Origin of the sequence: Pseudomonas sp. MD330_10, from assembly GCF_042610415.1 — a bacterium.
Lineage (GTDB): Bacteria > Pseudomonadota > Gammaproteobacteria > Pseudomonadales > Pseudomonadaceae > Aquipseudomonas > Aquipseudomonas rhodesiae.
In genome coordinates this window covers 244,318-260,689 of record NZ_JBHGZU010000001.1, presented here as the reverse complement: position 1 = coordinate 260,689, position 16,372 = coordinate 244,318, and the positions used below count along the sequence as shown (strand labels likewise).

At 62.2% G+C, this 16,372-nt stretch carries 12 protein-coding genes; 6 read left to right on the top strand and 6 right to left on the bottom strand.

What is annotated here, in order from left to right; translation table 11 throughout:
- Positions 1-231: 231 nt before the first annotated feature.
- The gene (locus ACFZPT_RS01180; RefSeq protein ID WP_099312934.1) at positions 232-1,521 is read right to left on the bottom strand and encodes an MFS transporter; all 1,290 of its coding nucleotides are present in this window, start codon (positions 1,519-1,521) and stop codon (positions 232-234) included.
- A 399-nt stretch (positions 1,522-1,920) separates the two neighbouring features.
- Between ACFZPT_RS01180 and ACFZPT_RS01175 the strand changes: the two genes are divergently transcribed.
- Both ACFZPT_RS01175 and ACFZPT_RS01170 read left to right on the top strand, forming a co-directional pair.
- Positions 1,921-2,325 carry an acyl-CoA thioesterase gene (locus ACFZPT_RS01175; protein WP_003176975.1) on the top strand — a complete coding sequence of 135 codons (405 nt, stop codon included), beginning with the start codon at positions 1,921-1,923 and terminating at the stop codon, positions 2,323-2,325.
- 57 nt (positions 2,326-2,382) lie between these two features.
- Positions 2,383-3,282, top strand: coding sequence for a D-hexose-6-phosphate mutarotase (locus tag ACFZPT_RS01170; protein ID WP_099312935.1), 900 nt, complete (start codon positions 2,383-2,385; stop codon positions 3,280-3,282).
- A 57-nt stretch (positions 3,283-3,339) separates the two neighbouring features.
- On the opposite strand, the gene ACFZPT_RS01165 is transcribed toward ACFZPT_RS01170, so the two are convergent.
- The 5 genes from ACFZPT_RS01165 to ACFZPT_RS01145 form a co-directional block, all read right to left on the bottom strand.
- Positions 3,340-3,876 (bottom strand): DUF3299 domain-containing protein, encoded by a 537-nt coding sequence (locus tag ACFZPT_RS01165; RefSeq protein ID WP_034101528.1) that lies wholly within the window; start codon positions 3,874-3,876, stop codon positions 3,340-3,342.
- A 77-nt stretch (positions 3,877-3,953) separates the two neighbouring features.
- On the bottom strand, positions 3,954-4,199 hold the full coding sequence (locus ACFZPT_RS01160; RefSeq protein ID WP_005792540.1) for a GlsB/YeaQ/YmgE family stress response membrane protein: 246 nt from the start codon (positions 4,197-4,199) through the stop codon (positions 3,954-3,956).
- 106 nt (positions 4,200-4,305) lie between these two features.
- On the bottom strand, positions 4,306-5,391 hold the full coding sequence (locus ACFZPT_RS01155; RefSeq protein WP_034139848.1) for a 5-(carboxyamino)imidazole ribonucleotide synthase: 1,086 nt from the start codon (positions 5,389-5,391) through the stop codon (positions 4,306-4,308).
- Positions 5,392-5,402: 11 nt separating this feature from the next.
- Positions 5,403-5,894, bottom strand: coding sequence for a 5-(carboxyamino)imidazole ribonucleotide mutase (gene purE, locus ACFZPT_RS01150; protein WP_003195648.1), 492 nt, complete (start codon positions 5,892-5,894; stop codon positions 5,403-5,405).
- Between the two features lie 330 nt (positions 5,895-6,224).
- Positions 6,225-7,133, bottom strand: coding sequence for a LysR substrate-binding domain-containing protein (locus tag ACFZPT_RS01145; RefSeq protein WP_010566930.1), 909 nt, complete (start codon positions 7,131-7,133; stop codon positions 6,225-6,227).
- 182 nt (positions 7,134-7,315) lie between these two features.
- Here ACFZPT_RS01145 and aspA point away from each other — a divergent pair, with 182 nt between their 5' ends.
- The 4 genes from aspA to ACFZPT_RS01125 all read left to right on the top strand — a co-directional run bounded on the left by aspA (position 7,316) and on the right by ACFZPT_RS01125 (position 16,347).
- Positions 7,316-8,740 (top strand): aspartate ammonia-lyase, encoded by a 1,425-nt coding sequence (gene aspA, locus ACFZPT_RS01140; protein ID WP_034101530.1) that lies wholly within the window; start codon positions 7,316-7,318, stop codon positions 8,738-8,740.
- A gap of 391 nt (positions 8,741-9,131) precedes the next feature.
- Positions 9,132-10,583 carry a sodium:alanine symporter family protein gene (locus tag ACFZPT_RS01135; protein WP_034101531.1) on the top strand — a complete coding sequence of 484 codons (1,452 nt, stop codon included), beginning with the start codon at positions 9,132-9,134 and terminating at the stop codon, positions 10,581-10,583.
- A gap of 77 nt (positions 10,584-10,660) precedes the next feature.
- Positions 10,661-11,638 (top strand): asparaginase, encoded by a 978-nt coding sequence (locus tag ACFZPT_RS01130; RefSeq protein WP_034101532.1) that lies wholly within the window; start codon positions 10,661-10,663, stop codon positions 11,636-11,638.
- A gap of 107 nt (positions 11,639-11,745) precedes the next feature.
- Positions 11,746-16,347 carry a hypothetical protein gene (locus ACFZPT_RS01125; protein WP_312830510.1) on the top strand — a complete coding sequence of 1,534 codons (4,602 nt, stop codon included), beginning with the start codon at positions 11,746-11,748 and terminating at the stop codon, positions 16,345-16,347.
- Positions 16,348-16,372 lie beyond the last annotated feature (25 nt).

Genomic DNA, 16,372 nt, shown 5'->3' with positions numbered 1-16,372 from the left:
AGTATCGGTAGGCCGTGTGAACACTCTATGTCTGGAATGTGACAATTAGATGAAAGGCCAGTATGGAACGAGGAGATCGAGCGCGGCGTGCAAGCCCCCTGAATACGGGGAATGTAAGGCGAGGGGTTAAGCAAGCGGACGGTTTTGAAATACCCTGTAATCGTTGTAACAATCAAACCCTGTGGCGAGCGTGCTCCCTCGCCACAGGTTATCGGTGCATATCAGCAGGGATCAGCGCCCACGCTTCCACAGATACCCACCCACCCAAATCCCCATCACACACAGCACGGCCACGTAGTACGCCGGGCCCATCGGGCTTTCCTTCATCAGCAGCGACACCACCAACGGCGTCAGCCCGCCGAACACTGCGTAGGCCACGTTGTAGGAGAACGACAGGCCGCTGAAGCGCACCACCGGTGGGAACGCTTTGACCATCACGTAAGGCACCACGCCGATGGTGCCGACGAACAGGCCGGTCAGGGCGTACAGCGGGAACAGCCAGTCGGGGTGGTCGAGAAGGCTGTGGTAGAGCGTCCAGGAGGTCGCCAGCAGCAACGCGCAACCGGCGGTCAGCACGCGCCCGGCGCCGAAGCGGTCGGCCAGGGCGCCGGAGGCGATGCAGCCCAGGCTCAGGGTCACGATGGCCAGGCTGTTGGCTTGCAGCGCCACGGTGGGGCTGAAGTGATATATGGTCTGCAGCACGGTCGGCGTCATCAGGATGACCACCACCACGCCGGCCGACAGCAGCCAGGTCAGCAGCATCGACAGCACGATGGCGCCACGGTGATCGCGCAGCACCGCGCGCAACGGCAACTCGGCGGCCAGGGTCTTGCGTTGCTGCATCTCGGCAAAAATCGGCGTTTCATGCAACCAGCGACGCAGGTACACCGACAACAGGCCGAACACACCGCCGAGCAGGAACGGGATACGCCAGGCGTAATCCGACACCTGTTCCGGGCTATACAGAGTGTTGATGGCAGTGGCCACCAGCGACCCCAGCAGAATACCGGCGGTCAGGCCGCTGGTCAGGGTGCCGCAGGCATAGCCGATATGCCGTGGCGGCACGTGCTCGGACACAAATACCCATGCTCCCGGCACCTCCCCGCCGATTGCCGCGCCTTGGATGATGCGCATCAGCAGCAATAACAGCGGCGCCCACAAACCGATCTGCGCGTAGGTCGGCAGCAAGCCCATGATCAAGGTCGGCACGGCCATCATGAAGATGCTCAAGGTGAACATCTTCTTGCGCCCCAGCAGGTCGCCGAAGTGCGCCATGATGATGCCCCCCAGCGGACGCGCCAGGTAGCCGGCGGCGAAGATGCCGAAGGTCTGCATCATGCGCAGCCATTCGGGCATGTCGACCGGAAAGAAGAGTTTTCCGACCACGGTGGCGAAAAACACAAAAATGATGAAGTCGTAGAACTCCAGCGCCCCGCCCAAGGCGGACAGCGACAGGGTTTTGTAGTCGTTGCGGGTCAGCGGGCGCGAGGGTTGCGCACTGCTTGCGGGCACGGAGGACATGGCAAGGCTTCTCTTATTAGTCAGAACGGCAGAACCCAAGTGCTGGCTGCGCCAGGACGGGTTCGGCAAGATAGCAAATCGCCTGGAAAAGCACATCAGAAGCACAGTTGACGGAAAAAGCCGCATTACAGCCGCTAAATGCCGACCAAATGAGCGCCGGGAGGTCGTCGCGGCGCATGGGTGTCGATATACTCGGCCCTTGCACGCGCCAGACCCGCAGTCTTGAGGGCTGCTGTGCCAAAACGACGTTGGCGCCACCCAGCCGCTTTGGCAGAGTTTCCCTTTAGTACGCCTTACGAGAAACGCATCAGGCGGGGTATGGTGCTGAAACGTTTTTCCAGAAGACGGCTATCCACTTGAAACACCCATGAAGCGTCACGGGTCAGAGGCACCCTCGGCATGATCGAACTCGAACAAGAAGATCCTATCCCGCAAGGCGATCTCGCCCTGCAAATCACTGCGCTCCCGCGTGAAACCAACGGCTTTGGCGACATCTTCGGCGGCTGGCTAGTCGCACAGATGGACCTGGCCGGCACCGCCATGGCCAGCAAGGTCGCTGGCGGGCGTGTGGCCACGGTAGCCATCGATCGTATGGCGTTCCTGGTGCCGGTGGCGGTGGGCGCGCAATTGTCCTTTTATACACAGGCCCTGGAAATCGGCCGCAGCTCGATCCAGATGATGGTCGAAGTGTGGAGCGACGACCCTCTGTCCAGCGAATGGCGCAAGGTGACCGAGGCGGTCTTCGTGTTCGTCGCCATCGACGGCAGCGGCCGCACGCGTTCGGTACCGTCGCGCGCGCGTTAAACCTCATCGGGTTTTGACGGTCAATTGCCCCATTACCTGCCATTGAGAGTGCTTCGTATGCCTACGCCCCACGTTGAAACCGTGACGATCGACGAGCTGGACTGCTGGCGCATCCGCCATAACGGCGCCGAGCTGCAGGTGGCCCGGCAGGGTGCGCATATCTTCAGATACCAGCGCGATGGTGAGCAGCCGTTGATCTGGCCGAACCCCGAAGCGGTATTCAAGCAGGGCAAAGGCATTCGTACCGGCGTGCCGGTGTGTTGGCCATGGTTTGGCGTTTTCGACCGTAACCCGGACAGCGTCAAAGCGATGCGCCAGAGTGACCAACCGGCCGGCGCTCACGGGTTTGCGCGCACCGCACGCTGGGAGTTGGCCGGAGCCGAGCTTGAAGGCGACGCCTTGCGCATCGACCTGGTGCTACCGGTACCTGCGGGCGGCTTCCCCGGCTGGCCCCATCAGGTCGATCTCACCCTGAGCCTGCTGCTGGACGAGCAACTGCACATCCGCCTGACCAGCCACAACCGTGGCACCGACACCGTCACTCTGAGCCAGGCGCTGCATACCTACTTCGCCGTCAGCGATGTGCGTCAGGTTCAGGTTGAAGGCCTGGACGGCACGACATACATCGACACCGCCGACGGCTGGACCAGTAAGACCCAGTCCGGCCCGCTGCGCTTCAATGCCGAGACCGACCGCATCTACCTCGACACGCCCGCGCAGGTGAGCATCGTCGACAAAGACTGGCAGCGCCGCATCCAACTCACGGCCCAGGGCTCTAAATCGACAGTGATCTGGAACCCCTGGACCGAGCGGGCCAAAGCCTTCGACGATATGGCCGATGACGGCTGGCAAAACATGCTGTGCATCGAGACGGCGAACGTGCGGGACGATGTGGTAACGCTGGCGCCGAACGAACGCCATACCCTGGGCGTAAGCATCACCGGCATCGCCCTGTAGATAAAGAACCCATTGTGGGAGGGGCAAACCCCCTCCCACATTGATTGGTGTTGAGGCTTAGAGATCGGATTCCTTGACTACTCGCACCTTGCCCGCATCCAGCGCATAGGCCGCGTCGGCCAAATCGTTATTCACCGTCTCCACCTTCAACGTGCCGGTCACCCACAGCGGCGTGTAGATGTCGTCCAGCTTCAACCCTTTGGGATAACGCACCAGCACCAGTTGGTTGGGCGGCGGTGGCGGTACGTGAATGCAGGCGCCTGGGTACGGCACCAGAAAGAACAGCGTGCTGCGGCCTTTGGCGTCGGTTTCCAGCGGAACCGGGTAACCGCCGATGCGGATATTCTTGCCGTTCATGGCGGCCACGGTCTTGGTGGAATACATCACCGCCGGCAAGCCTTTGCTCTGCTTCAAGCCGCCTTTGTCGGTAAAGGTGCCCTGGGCTTCGGGGGAGTTGTGATCGATCTCGGGCATGGCCTCAAGGGCCTTTTGGTCCGACAGCGGCATGAGGTCGAGCCAGTCGGTTTCCGGCAGTTCGCCGGCGTGTGCCAGGCCAGTGCCCAGCAGGAGAAAAATCAATAGAAAACGGCGCATGGAGAGGCTCGGCAAGTACAAGTGCCGAGCATTCTAGCCCTCTGCGCCTGCGCAGCGCAGAGGACTTTGTCGGCTGATTACTTCTTTTTGATCAGGCCGTAGATCACCAGCAAGACGATTGCGCCGACCAGCGCACCGATGAAGCCAGCACCTTGACCTGCCTGATAGATACCCAGCGCCTGGCCACCGTAAGTCGCGGCCAGGGAGCCGGCGATACCCAGCAGGATGGTCATGATCCAGCCCATGCTGTCGTCGCCTGGCTTGAGGAAACGCGCGAGCAGACCGACGATCAGGCCGATAAAAATGGTTCCGATGATACCCATGGCATTTCCCTCTGAATGAATGTGTGTCATGGCAAAGCCTAGCCAGGCTTTACCATCCTGCATTCAGAGAGACGGCGGGCCCCAATGGTTCCCGCCGTGCCGAGGCTTATTGCTCGGCGATCAGCGCTTCGACCTTGAGGATCTGCGCCTGCAGCGTCGCGCGGTCCTGGCAACGCAGGTTGGCGTGGCCGACCTTGCGCCCGGCCTTGAAGGCCTTGCCGTAGTGGTGCAGGTGGCAGTCGTCGATCGCAATCACGCGCTCTACCGGCGGGACCACGCCGATGAAATTGAGCATCGCGCTCTCGCCCACCTTGGCCGTGGAGCCCAGCGGCAAGCCCGCTACCGCCCGCAGGTGGTTCTCGAACTGGCTGCACTCGGCGCCTTCGGTGGTCCAGTGCCCGGAGTTGTGAACGCGTGGGGCGATCTCGTTGGCCTTGAGGCCACCGTCGACTTCAAAGAACTCGAACGCCATCACGCCGACGTAATCCAGTTGCTTGAGCACACGGCTGGAATAGTCTTCGGCCAGGGCCTGCAATGGGTGATCGGTGCTGGCTACCGACAGCTTGAGGATGCCGCTGTCGTGGGTGTTGTGCACCAGCGGGTAAAAACGGGTTTCGCCATCGCGGGCGCGCACAGCGATCAGCGAGACCTCGCCGGTGAAGGGCACAAAGCCTTCCAGCAGGCAGGCAACGCTGCCCAGTTCAGCGAAGGTGCCAATCACATCCGCTTCGGTGCGCAGCACTTTCTGGCCCTTGCCGTCGTAACCCAGGGTGCGGGTTTTCAGCACGGCCGGCAGGCCGATGCGGGCGACGGCGGCTTCCAGGTCCGCTTGGGACTGGATATCGGCGAAGTCCGGGGTCGGGATGCCCAGGTCCTTAAACATGCTTTTCTCGAACCAACGGTCGCGGGCGATGCGCAAGGCTTCGGCGCTCGGGTACACGGGCACGAATTGCGACAGGAAGGCCACGGTTTCAGCCGGGACGCTTTCGAACTCGAAGGTCACCAGGTCCACTTCGTCGGCCAGTTGACGCAGGTGATCCGGGTCGCTGTAGTCAGCGCGCAGATGCTCACCCAAGGCCGCGGCGCAGGCGTCCGGCGCCGGGTCCAGGAAAGCGAAGTTCATCCCCAGCGGGGTGCCCGCCAGGGCGAGCATGCGGCCCAGCTGGCCGCCACCGATTACACCGATCTTCATGGTCTACAACCTCAGGCGATGCGTGGGTCTGGATTGTCCAGCACGCTGTCTGTCTGTTCAGCACGGAATTTTTTCAGCACCGCGTGGAACTGCGGGTGCTTGGCGCCCAGGATGCTGGCAGACAGCAACGCGGCGTTGATCGCGCCGGCTTTGCCGATCGCCAGGGTCGCCACCGGGATGCCGGCCGGCATCTGCACAATGGACAACAGCGAATCCACGCCCGAGAGCATCGACGATTGCACCGGCACGCCGAGCACCGGCAGGTGGGTCTTGGCCGCACACATGCCGGGAAGGTGCGCTGCGCCGCCGGCGCCAGCGATGATCACCTCGATGCCTCGGGATTCTGCTTCATCGGCATACTGGAACAGCAGGTCCGGGGTGCGGTGGGCAGAGACCACCTTCACTTCGTACGGAATGCCGAGTTTTTCCAGCATATCGGCGGTGTGGCTAAGGGTGGACCAATCGGACTTGGAGCCCATGATCACGCCAACCAATGCACTCATCGTCGTGCCTCTTCTCTCTGGGCGCCCGCAGGCGCGTCAAAAAACAACAAGCCACGCGGGAAATCCGGCGTGGCTTGTTGTACGAATGGTGGCCGGTTGGACCGGCCGAAGGCCGCGCAGTATACCGTAATAATTCAGATAAACAGCCCCTGGAACGACCATCTGTCCAGTGGCGCAAACCGGCGGTTTTATTGACTTTCAGGTCAGCGAAAACACTACAAACCCTGTGGGAGCCGGCTTGCCTGCGATGGCGGAAGGTCAGTGCCTGAAATGTCGGCTGATACACCACTATCGCAGGCAAGCCAGCTCCCACATTTGATCTGTGTTGGCTCAAGTATTCTGCGCGGCCCCACCTTCCAACTTACGCCACAACAACCGCACATTCGCCTTACGCACTAACGCACAGCGGTACAAACGAATTTCCAGCGGCACATGCCATTGCGGCCCGCCGCAGACCACCAACTCGCCGCGGGCCAGTTCGGCACGCACGCTCAGTTGCGGCACCCACGCAATACCCAAGCCTTCCAGCGCCATGCTTTTGAGGCTGTCGGCCATGGCGGTTTCGTACACAGTGGTAAAGCGCAAGGCGCGCTGGCGCAGCAGCAAATGCACCGAGCGGCCCAGGAAGGCACCGGCGCTGTAGGCCAGCAACGGCACGCTGCCCTCGCCTTCCAGATCGAACAGCGGCTTGCCATCCGCATCGGCGGCGCACACCGGCAGCATTTCGGTGTTGCCCAGGTGCAGGGACGGGAAGATCTCGGCGTCCATCTGCATCGCTGCGTCCGGGTCGTAGAACGCCAGCATCAAATCACAGCCACCTTCACGCAGGGCATGCACGGCATCGCCGACGTTGGTGGCCACCAGCCGCGTGGCGATGTTCAGGCCTTCGTTGCGCAGTTGCGCGATCCAGCGTGGGAAGAACCCCAGCGCCAGGGAGTGGGCGGCCGCCACCTGCATGACTTCGCCCTGCCCGCCTTCCAAGTGATGCAAATGGCGCAGCACTTCGCCGAGTTGCTCGACCACGGTGCGCGCGGTGACCAGGAACAACTGCCCCGCCGCCGTCAGTTCCACGGGGGTGCGCGAGCGGTTGACCAGGGTCAGGCCCAACGCGGCTTCCAGGCTGCGGATGCGTCGGCTGAACGCCGGCTGGGTGACGAAGCGCCGCTCCGCCGCCTGGGAAAAGCTGCGGGTCGCCGCCAGGGCACTGAAGTCTTCCAGCCATTTGCTCTCAAGGTTCATCACTTCCTCCCACGGATATGCACCATTTTGGCACACACGCCCGCCACGTTAGCCGGGTCACACGCTCATTATGCCGTTTGTGCATAGGATAGTGTTTAACAGCATTGGCCCTGAAACGTCCAGAAGCCTAGGATTCACAGCGTTCCGGCTTAGCCCGGGTCCATATCGAGATGATTTCCGTCATGTCCTCCGCTGCATCATTCCGCACAGAAAAAGACCTGCTTGGCGTACTCGAAGTACCCGCTCAAGCGTATTACGGCATCCAGACCCTGCGAGCGGTGAACAACTTCCGCCTCTCGGGCGTTCCGATTTCGCATTACCCGAAATTGGTGGTCGGCCTGGCAATGGTCAAGCAAGCCGCCGCTGATGCCAACCGCGAGTTGGGCCAGCTCAGCGAAGCCAAGCACGCTGCCATCAGCGAAGCCTGTGCCCGTCTGATCCGCGGCGATTTCCACGAAGAATTCGTGGTGGACATGATTCAAGGCGGCGCCGGCACTTCAACCAACATGAATGCCAACGAAGTCATCGCCAACATCGCGCTGGAGGCCATGGGCCACCAGAAGGGCGAATACCAGTACCTGCACCCCAACAACGACGTGAACATGGCGCAGTCGACCAACGACGCCTACCCGACCGCGATCCGCCTGGGTCTGCTGCTGGGCCATGACGCGCTGCTGGCCAGCCTCGACAGCCTGATTCAGGCGTTCGCCGCCAAGGGCGAAGAGTTCAGCCACGTACTGAAAATGGGCCGCACCCAACTGCAAGACGCCGTGCCGATGACCCTCGGCCAGGAATTCCGCGCCTTCGCCACCACCCTCGGTGAAGACCTGGCCCGCCTGAAAACCCTGGCGCCAGAGTTGCTGACCGAAGTGAACCTGGGCGGCACCGCCATCGGCACCGGCATCAACGCCGACCCGCGCTACCAGGCCCTGGCCGTACAGCGCCTGGCCGTCATCAGCGGCCAGCCCGTGGTTCCAGCGGCCGACCTGATCGAAGCCACTTCCGACATGGGCGCCTTCGTGCTGTTCTCCGGCATGCTCAAGCGTACCGCGGTGAAGCTGTCGAAGATCTGCAACGACCTGCGTCTGCTGTCCAGCGGCCCACGCACCGGCATCAACGAGATCAACCTGCCGGCACGCCAGCCAGGCAGCTCGATCATGCCCGGCAAGGTCAACCCGGTGATTCCGGAAGCGGTCAACCAGGTGGCGTTCCAAGTCATCGGCAACGACCTGGCCCTGACCATGGCGGCCGAAGGCGGCCAGCTGCAACTGAACGTGATGGAGCCGCTGATCGCTTTCAAGATCTTCGACTCGATCCGCCTGCTGCAACGCGCCATGGACATGCTGCGCGAGCACTGCATCGTCGGCATCACTGCTAACGAAGCACGCTGCCGCGAACTGGTGGAGCACTCCATCGGTCTGGTCACCGCGCTGAACCCGTACATCGGCTACGAAAACGCCACCCGCATTGCGCGTATCGCCCTGGAAAGCGGCCGCGGTGTGCTGGAACTGGTGCGCGAAGAAGGCTTGCTCGACGACGCCATGCTCGACGACATCCTGCGCCCCGAAAACATGATTGCCCCACGCTTGGTCCCGCTGAAGGCCTAAGCGTTAGATGCACCGCTCACCAGGTTGAGGGACTAGACACCTCTCACCTTTTGAGGGCCTGAAGGCTCGTTCTTCAGGCCCTTTTTTTTGCCTCAAGGTTGTGAAATGAAGCCCATAAAAAATCCAATATCGCCCTGCAAACTCACCTTGCCTGCAACAGCTTGGCTGAAACCTTTAATCAGGCCGAGCAGACGGATCACGTTCGCCTAGGTATAGTGCCGCCCCTCTTCGCGTCTGCGGCTGTCGGTAACGACGCCCGGAAACCCGCGAAACCGCATGAATAACAACCCGCAAAAGGATTGGGGTCGAACCGTCGCGCACTGCCTGGTGCGATGCGACGTCTTTGAGCCGTCCTGCGTTTGCCATTAGAAAAATCAGCGAGGAACACTCCATGCTCGAAGTCATCAACGACTTCCTCTCAGGGAAAGTACTGATCGTGCTCATTGTCGGGCTCGGCGGTTATTTCACGATCCGCTCGCGTTTCGTACAACTGCGCCACTTTTTCCACATGTTTTCGGTGTTTCGCGACAGCCTCAAGAGCAGCGCCGGCCAGCTCAGCTCGTTCCAGGCACTGATGCTCAGCCTCGCCGGGCGCGTGGGTGCCGGCAACATCGCCGGTGTCGGCATTGCCGTTACCCTCGGCGGCCCGGGTGCCGTGTTCTGGATGTGGGTCACCGCATTGGTGGGCATGTCTTCGAGCTTTATCGAGTGCTCCCTCGGCCAGTTGTACAAGCGTACCGACGCGGAAGGCACCTTCCGTGGCGGCCCGGCTTATTACATCCAGCACGGTCTGCACAAACGCTGGCTGGGCATGGTCATGGCGTTCCTGTTGTTGGTGACCTTCGGTTTTGCCTTCAACGGCCTGCAAGCCCATGCCGTGACCCACTCGCTGAACAACGCCTTCGGCCTGGACACCACCTACACCGGCCTGGCGCTGGCGGTATTGCTGGGCCTGGTGTTTATCGGCGGGATCAAGCGCATCGCGTCGATCGCCGACCTGCTGGTGCCGGTCAAGACCCTGGTCTACATCGCCGTGACTCTGTACGTGATCGTGCTGCAATTCGACCACGTACCGGCCATGCTCGCGACCATCGTCAAGAGCGCCTTCGGCCTCGACCAAGCCTTCGGCGGCCTGGTGGGCAGCGCGATCATCATGGGTGTGAAACGCGGCGTGTTCGCCAACGAAGCCGGTTTGGGCAGTGCGCCTAACGTGGCGGCAGTTGCCTCGGTTGAGCACCCGATCGCCCAAGGCGTGGTTCAGGCGTTCAGCGTGTTCCTCGACACTTTCGTGATCTGCACCTGCACCGCGCTGCTGATCCTGCTCTCCGGTTTCTACACCCCAGGCTTTGAAGGCGACGGCATTGCCCTGACCCAGAACTCCCTGGCGGCAGTGGTCGGCGATTGGGGCCGCATGTTCATCTCGGTGGCCCTGGCGTTGTTCGTGTTCACCTCGATCATGTACAACTACTACCTCGGCGAGAGCAACCTGCGCTTCCTGGTGGGCAACAACCGCAAAGTGCTGATGGGCTACCGCACTTTGGTACTGGTGCTGATTTTCTGGGGTTCGATCGAGAACCTGAGCACCGTGTTCGCCTTCGCTGACATCACCATGACCATGCTGGCGTTCGTCAACCTGTTCGCCCTGGCGTTCCTGTTCAAGATCGCCATGCGCATCCTCAAGGACTACGACGACCAGCGCGCAGCGGGCATCAAGACCCCGGTGTTCGACTCCAGCCAGTTCCCGGACCTGGACCTGGACCGCAAGGCCTGGCCGGCCAACCCGGTCAAGTCCGAGCCAGCCGCTCAAGCGAGCGCTGAACTGAACGCTCAAACGCAACGTTGAGCGTAGGTAGATGACACGCCGCCCGGCCTTGGGCATGCTCGGGGCCCGGCGGCGTTTTTCGTTCAGGAGAATTCTCGATGTCCCCAGCCAACAACATCATGGTGCTCTACACCGGCGGCACCATCGGCATGCAGGCCAGCGCCAACGGCCTGGCGCCCGCGTCGGGTTTCGAAGCGCGCATGCGCGAACAGTTTGCCGATGTGAAGGTGCCCACCTGGCGTTTCCGTGAAATGTCCCCGCTGATCGACAGCGCCAACATGACCCCGACCTACTGGCAGCACCTGCGCTGCGCCGTGGTCGAGGCCGTGGACGACGGCTGCGACGCGGTGCTGATCCTGCACGGCACCGACACCCTGGCCTACAGCGCGGCGGCCATGGCGTTCCAACTGCTGGGCCTGCCGGCGCCGGTGGTGTTCACCGGTTCCATGCTGCCGGCGGGCGTGCCCGACAGCGATGCCTGGGAAAACGTCCGCGGCGCCCTGCTGGCGCTGGGCGCGGGCCTGGCACCGGGCGTGCATTTGTACTTCCACGGCGCGCTGATGGCGCCGACCCGCTGCGCGAAAATCCGCAGCTTCGGCCGTCACCCTTTCGCCGCGCTACAGCGTCAGGGCGGCGCAGCCAAGGTCGATGCCATTGCCGATACCTTGGGCTATCGCCAGCCCAAGGCGCTGGCGAACGTCGGCGTGCTGCCTCTGGTGCCCGGTCTTTCGGCGGCGCTGCTCGACAGCCTGATCGACAGCGGCATCCAAGCGCTGATCCTGGAATGCTACGGCAGCGGCACCGGGCCCAGCGACAATCCGGCCTTCCTCGCCAGCCTGCAGCGCGCACAGAATCAAGGCGTGGTGGTGGTGGCCATCACCCAATGCCATGAAGGCGGCGTAGAACTGGACGTGTATGAAGCTGGCAGCCGCTTGCGCGGCGTCGGTGTGCTGTCCGGTGGCGGCATGACCCGTGAGGCGGCGTTCGGCAAGCTCAACGCCCTGCTCGGGGCGAGGCTGCCCACTGCCGAGGTCCGTCGTCTGGTCGAACTGGACCTGTGCGGCGAACTGAGCTGACGTCCGATACATAGTCACTCCCGCCGCTGACCTGGCGGTGCCTAGCATGGAAAACCCGAGCCCTCGCTCGGGTTTTTTCCATCAGCCGGCACCACAGGAATGCCCCCATGACCTCTTCAACCTCCACTTCCACGCAACAGCCCACGGGCAATGACCCCAGCCTGGAGCTGATCGCGCAGTTCTACGCAGGCCCCTCCTTCCGCGAAGCCGCCACCGCAACGTTGCGCCAGGCGCTGAACGAACACTATCCGAACCTGAACATCGACCCCGGCAGCACCCTGATGGGGTCGCCAACCTGGACCCTGGTAGGCGATGAACTTGTGGCCGGGCCGCCCGACTATCACGCGCTGAGCGATCTGCTGGCGCGCCAGGCAGTGCTTGCCGTACCGGCGCAGTGTATCGAGGGCGAACATTTTCTCACCCGCCAACCGGTGACCGACCCGCCGGTGCATTTGCCCGTGCGCATGACCGACATCGCAAAAATCCTCAACACCCGCGCCCCGGTGATGCTCAGTGTGTTTCAGGAATACCTGGTCGATTACTGGAACGAAAGCAATACCCTGGGCCCGCGCTGGCAGGAACTGTCCAGCACCCTGCGCAATGGCTGGAATGTGCAAAACGTCGAAGGCTGGGACGAGACCGACCACGCCATGGCACGTCGGCTGTTCCGCTTGCCCGAGCGCGCCACTCGGCAGGTCGACGACCCGTACACCAGCACCGCCAGCATCGTGGAGGTCCAGCAGTTGCATGGCGAATCGGCACAGGGGTTCACTGCGCTGATGTTCGCGGTGCTGTCGGGGCAGGTTCAAGGGCGCCCGGTCATCCTCAGTTACTCCCTGCTCAAGGGCTATGAGAAGTTCGACTCTTTGCAGCAGTTAGGCCAGTCATTGGCCGATCACGTTGGGCCACAGGCGCAGCTGTCAGGGTTGCAATGGCGCCTGTATGAGCCCGACGGTCACTTTTTCGATTACCTGGCCTGCACCTTCATCGCTCAACAGGTGGACGCCGTTGGCGCGATGGATTTCTCCGATCTGCGCCAGGGCAGCCCCAGCCGAATTAACAGCGCGTTGAACTCAACCCCTGGCGCGGATGATGCGGCGGCGCAGAAAGGCCCAGGCTTGGAGTGGTATCGCGATGCCCTGCCCGACTGGCTGAGCGCCGGCTCCACCGGTGACTTGAACAACTACGCGCGGCATCTCAAAGACCTCGCGGCCCTTAATAGCCAGCATGCCGGCCAGTCCTACCTCGATGGCATCCCCGGCATCGAGGAGTACGCCCTGGCCCAGCTCAGGCAACAGGTGCTGATCGACCACCCGGACGCCCAGCATCTGCCCTTGGACAAAGTCGTGGTGAGGGTGCAAAGCGTCGTCACCTGGGGCACGTTCATCGTGCCCGGCGCCACCGAGACCACCACCTTTACCCTGGTGGAGCTGGCGCTGCAGAACTTGATCGCACTGCCCCTGGGCACCAAGACGGTTCAACTGCCCAACGGCGCACAGCTGCCCGCCTGGCTGACCGTCGATTACGTGGAGCAACTGATCCAAGAGGTGGATATCGGCAAGAACTACCCCGAGCTGATCAAAGCCCAACTGGTGGATATTCGCCAGGAAGCCACGCGGCGCAGGAATCTGTACACCGAACAGATGCGTATCCAACTGCCGCTGATGGCGCTGCAAAGCAAACTTCGCCAACAGAACGGAATCGACGAGCAAGGCTACCGTTACATCGCCGCGCTGATGAATGCCGAGGCCCACGAGCGCAAAGTCGATAACCAGACGATTGTCATGCGCCCGTTGGCGTTCGCGCCCAAACGCCGCACGGATGGCACGTATGACACGGTGGAGAATATGTACGTGATCGGCCCGCAAAGCCTCACGGCCGGCCCCTGCCTGCTGTATCGCCCACTGTTCGACCCACCGCTGGTTCAATACGCCTCGCCCGCCAACCTGATCTATGCGATCGCGCAATCGGAATCGCTGCGCAACTCGGTCCTGGCCTGGCTGCCCGACGCGGTGCGCGAGGACTACGCCAACTACGTATTCCCAGGGGACCTGCCGTCGCCGTGGGCGGTTGCCGAGTACCTGGTCGAGCCCGATAAACTCTGGACCCTGAGCGGCCCTATGACCCTGGCCAACACCGTGTTGGACGGCGACCTGCTGGGGACGTTGTTCAATGCCAACGCGCAGGCACTGATCGCCCTGGCGGACCGCACGTCGGTGTCCAACGCCGAAAGCCGCTGGGCAACGTTCAAGCAGGCCGGCTGGACCCTGCTCAATGCCGTGCTGCCCTTTCTCAGCCCGACGCTTGGCACCGCGGCGTGGATTTGGCAGATCCTCGATCAACTCAAGCAATTGGCCGAGGCCGAACAGCAACACGACACCGCGACGCAACAAGCCACCCTCACCGATGTGCTGCTCAACCTCGGCCTGGCGATTACCCTGCACATCGCCACACGCCATTCGCGTACAGGCCCGACGCTGGCAGCGCGCCGGGGGCCGGAGGCGGAACCGCCAGTCAAGAAACTCGTCATCCAACAAGTGCTTGCCACCCCGACGAGCGACCCGTTGACCGAACGTGGATCCCCGCTGAACATCCTCGGCGCCGTCAATCGCCTGCCCGAAAAACTCGGCACCGTCCTGGACCGCTTCAAAGTGGATAAGCCCTCAGACCTGAATGCTCCCATCACCGAAGCCGGTACGTATCAGCACCTCTACCGTTCAGGGCAGCACTATTACGTGCCCGTGGGCGCACGCTGGTTTCAGGTCTCGGCTCAACCGGACGAGCCGGTGCACATCATCGATCCGAAACAACCGGAACGTAGCGGGCCGATGCTGGTGCACAATGCCGCCGGCCAATGGTTTATCGATACCCGCTTGCGCCTGCGCGGTGGTGGCCCCAAACGGGCGATCAAGCGAGCCAGCCTTGAAGCCGCGGTAAGAGCCAAGCAACTGCGCGACAAACTGCAAGCCTTCGAGAAAGCCAAAAAAACCGCACAGGTGCAATTGCAGCAAGCGCACACAGCCATGACCGATGCCCCCGGCACCTCGACCGAGGCCAAGCGCCAGCTTTACCTGCAAAAGCTCGCCAGCCAGCGCGCGGACTATGAAACCGCACTGCAACAGCTCAAAGAACTGAACGTGTTTGACCCCTTGCCCGATTACCAGCCCAGGGCCATGGCCTACCTCAAGGCACAGCTGGATTTATCCGAAGCCAGCATCAGCGAGACCCAGCGCAGCTTTACCCCGGTGTTCCGCCGCGTGTTGGACCAGATCGAACAGCAGGCTCATGCACCCCAAGAGCGGCATATCGAAGACGCTCGAACCCTCACCGAAATGAACCGAGACATGATCGAACGCCTGGACTACGTGCAGTCGCGCTTCGAACAGTTACGCCAATTGCCCTCCGAAGGGCTGCGCCAGATCCAGGAACGAAAAAAACGCCTGCCCGCCTACAACAGCAGCGATCTACGGGCCATGCAAGTGACCATGGCGCGCAACCTGTGCATGCGTGAAGCCTCGCTAAGCAGCGCGCCCGATGCGTGGGAGGCCTTGGACCAGATCGTCAATGCCGCCGATATCGCGATCCAGGCCCTGCGCGACACCTTGCACGAACGCAGCGAAACACGCCTGGATGAGCGCATCGAGGCGCTGGGGAGTCTGATTGAACAATTTGCCGTGATCGATGAACGCCTCGAAGACCTGCCGCAAGATTTTGCCGACGCCATCATTCCCGAGCAGTTGGCCAGTTTGCGCAGCAAAATACGCCAATACTCACAAGACACGCAGGTGCAACTGGCCCTCCTGCACCTGGACCGCGATGCCCTCAGGAGCCGCCCCACGCCGCCGCCCACGCCGCCCAAGCCCAAGATGAAATTCATCCACACCCGCTACAACGGCGTATTGATCGGCGAACCGCGCTTGACGCCGGTCGGGCTGGAAACCGGCCTGGTGGATATCAAGTCGCCGATCACACAGCAGGTGATCGCGACCTATCACCAGAAAGGTCAGGATGTGTACGTGCAGCGCATCAGCACACCGACGCCAACGCTGCCCGCCGTGCCGGATATCCAGGTTGCCCTCGATAAAGCCAAGGGGTTTCTCGACGATTTGCACAGCTTCAAGACCCTCGCCGACGAACAGGCGGCCAAGCCCACCCGCACCGCAATGGGCATTGAGTACCTGTACCACCAGCACGCCCTGCGGCTGGAAGAGACCGACCAGGCCATCGAGCATGGCTTGGCGTCGGCCAGCCTTACCGCCGACCAGCACCGCGCCGCCGCGATTCTCAGCCGCAAACTCAAAGAGGCCACCGCCGAACTCTACCAAGAGGCCACGCAACATATGCTGCGCATGATCCGCGAAAAGCCGCCGACCATTGCCGGTGTGGATTGGCTGCTGCAACGCCACAAAGTCACCTTGAAGAAAACCATGAGCCGCCGCCGACTCAAGAGCGCCAGGCCCGATTATCTGGATGAATACACCGTCGCCGATCGCACCACCCATGAAGTGCTCTGGTACGCCCACTTCCACTACTCAACGTCATGGACGCCGGCCAAGGCGTTTATTTCCGCTCGGTTGAAAACCCCGGCCGAGCGCCGTCTGGGGCTGGCCGCCGACACCGTCAATGGGCTGAACGCTCAGCAGCGGCTGGATTACTACCGCAGCGAAATCAATCTGGAGCAAGCCCGTCGGTTGTTCTTTAACCTCTGATCAGGCATTGCACGCGGCATGGGAA

Coding starts and splice junctions, on each gene's coding strand:
- purE (WP_003195648.1), bottom strand. CDS start 5,894: ATGAGTGCATTGGTTGGCGTGATCATGGGCTCCAAGTCCGATTGGTCC.
- ACFZPT_RS01135 (WP_034101531.1), top strand. CDS start 9,132: ATGCTCGAAGTCATCAACGACTTCCTCTCAGGGAAAGTACTGATCGTG.
- ACFZPT_RS01155 (WP_034139848.1), bottom strand. CDS start 5,391: ATGAAGATCGGTGTAATCGGTGGCGGCCAGCTGGGCCGCATGCTCGCC.
- ACFZPT_RS01160 (WP_005792540.1), bottom strand. CDS start 4,199: ATGGGTATCATCGGAACCATTTTTATCGGCCTGATCGTCGGTCTGCTC.
- ACFZPT_RS01145 (WP_010566930.1), bottom strand. CDS start 7,133: ATGAACCTTGAGAGCAAATGGCTGGAAGACTTCAGTGCCCTGGCGGCG.
- ACFZPT_RS01125 (WP_312830510.1), top strand. CDS start 11,746: ATGACCTCTTCAACCTCCACTTCCACGCAACAGCCCACGGGCAATGAC.
- ACFZPT_RS01180 (WP_099312934.1), bottom strand. CDS start 1,521: ATGTCCTCCGTGCCCGCAAGCAGTGCGCAACCCTCGCGCCCGCTGACC.
- ACFZPT_RS01165 (WP_034101528.1), bottom strand. CDS start 3,876: ATGCGCCGTTTTCTATTGATTTTTCTCCTGCTGGGCACTGGCCTGGCA.
- ACFZPT_RS01175 (WP_003176975.1), top strand. CDS start 1,921: ATGATCGAACTCGAACAAGAAGATCCTATCCCGCAAGGCGATCTCGCC.
- ACFZPT_RS01130 (WP_034101532.1), top strand. CDS start 10,661: ATGTCCCCAGCCAACAACATCATGGTGCTCTACACCGGCGGCACCATC.
- aspA (WP_034101530.1), top strand. CDS start 7,316: ATGTCCTCCGCTGCATCATTCCGCACAGAAAAAGACCTGCTTGGCGTA.
- ACFZPT_RS01170 (WP_099312935.1), top strand. CDS start 2,383: ATGCCTACGCCCCACGTTGAAACCGTGACGATCGACGAGCTGGACTGC.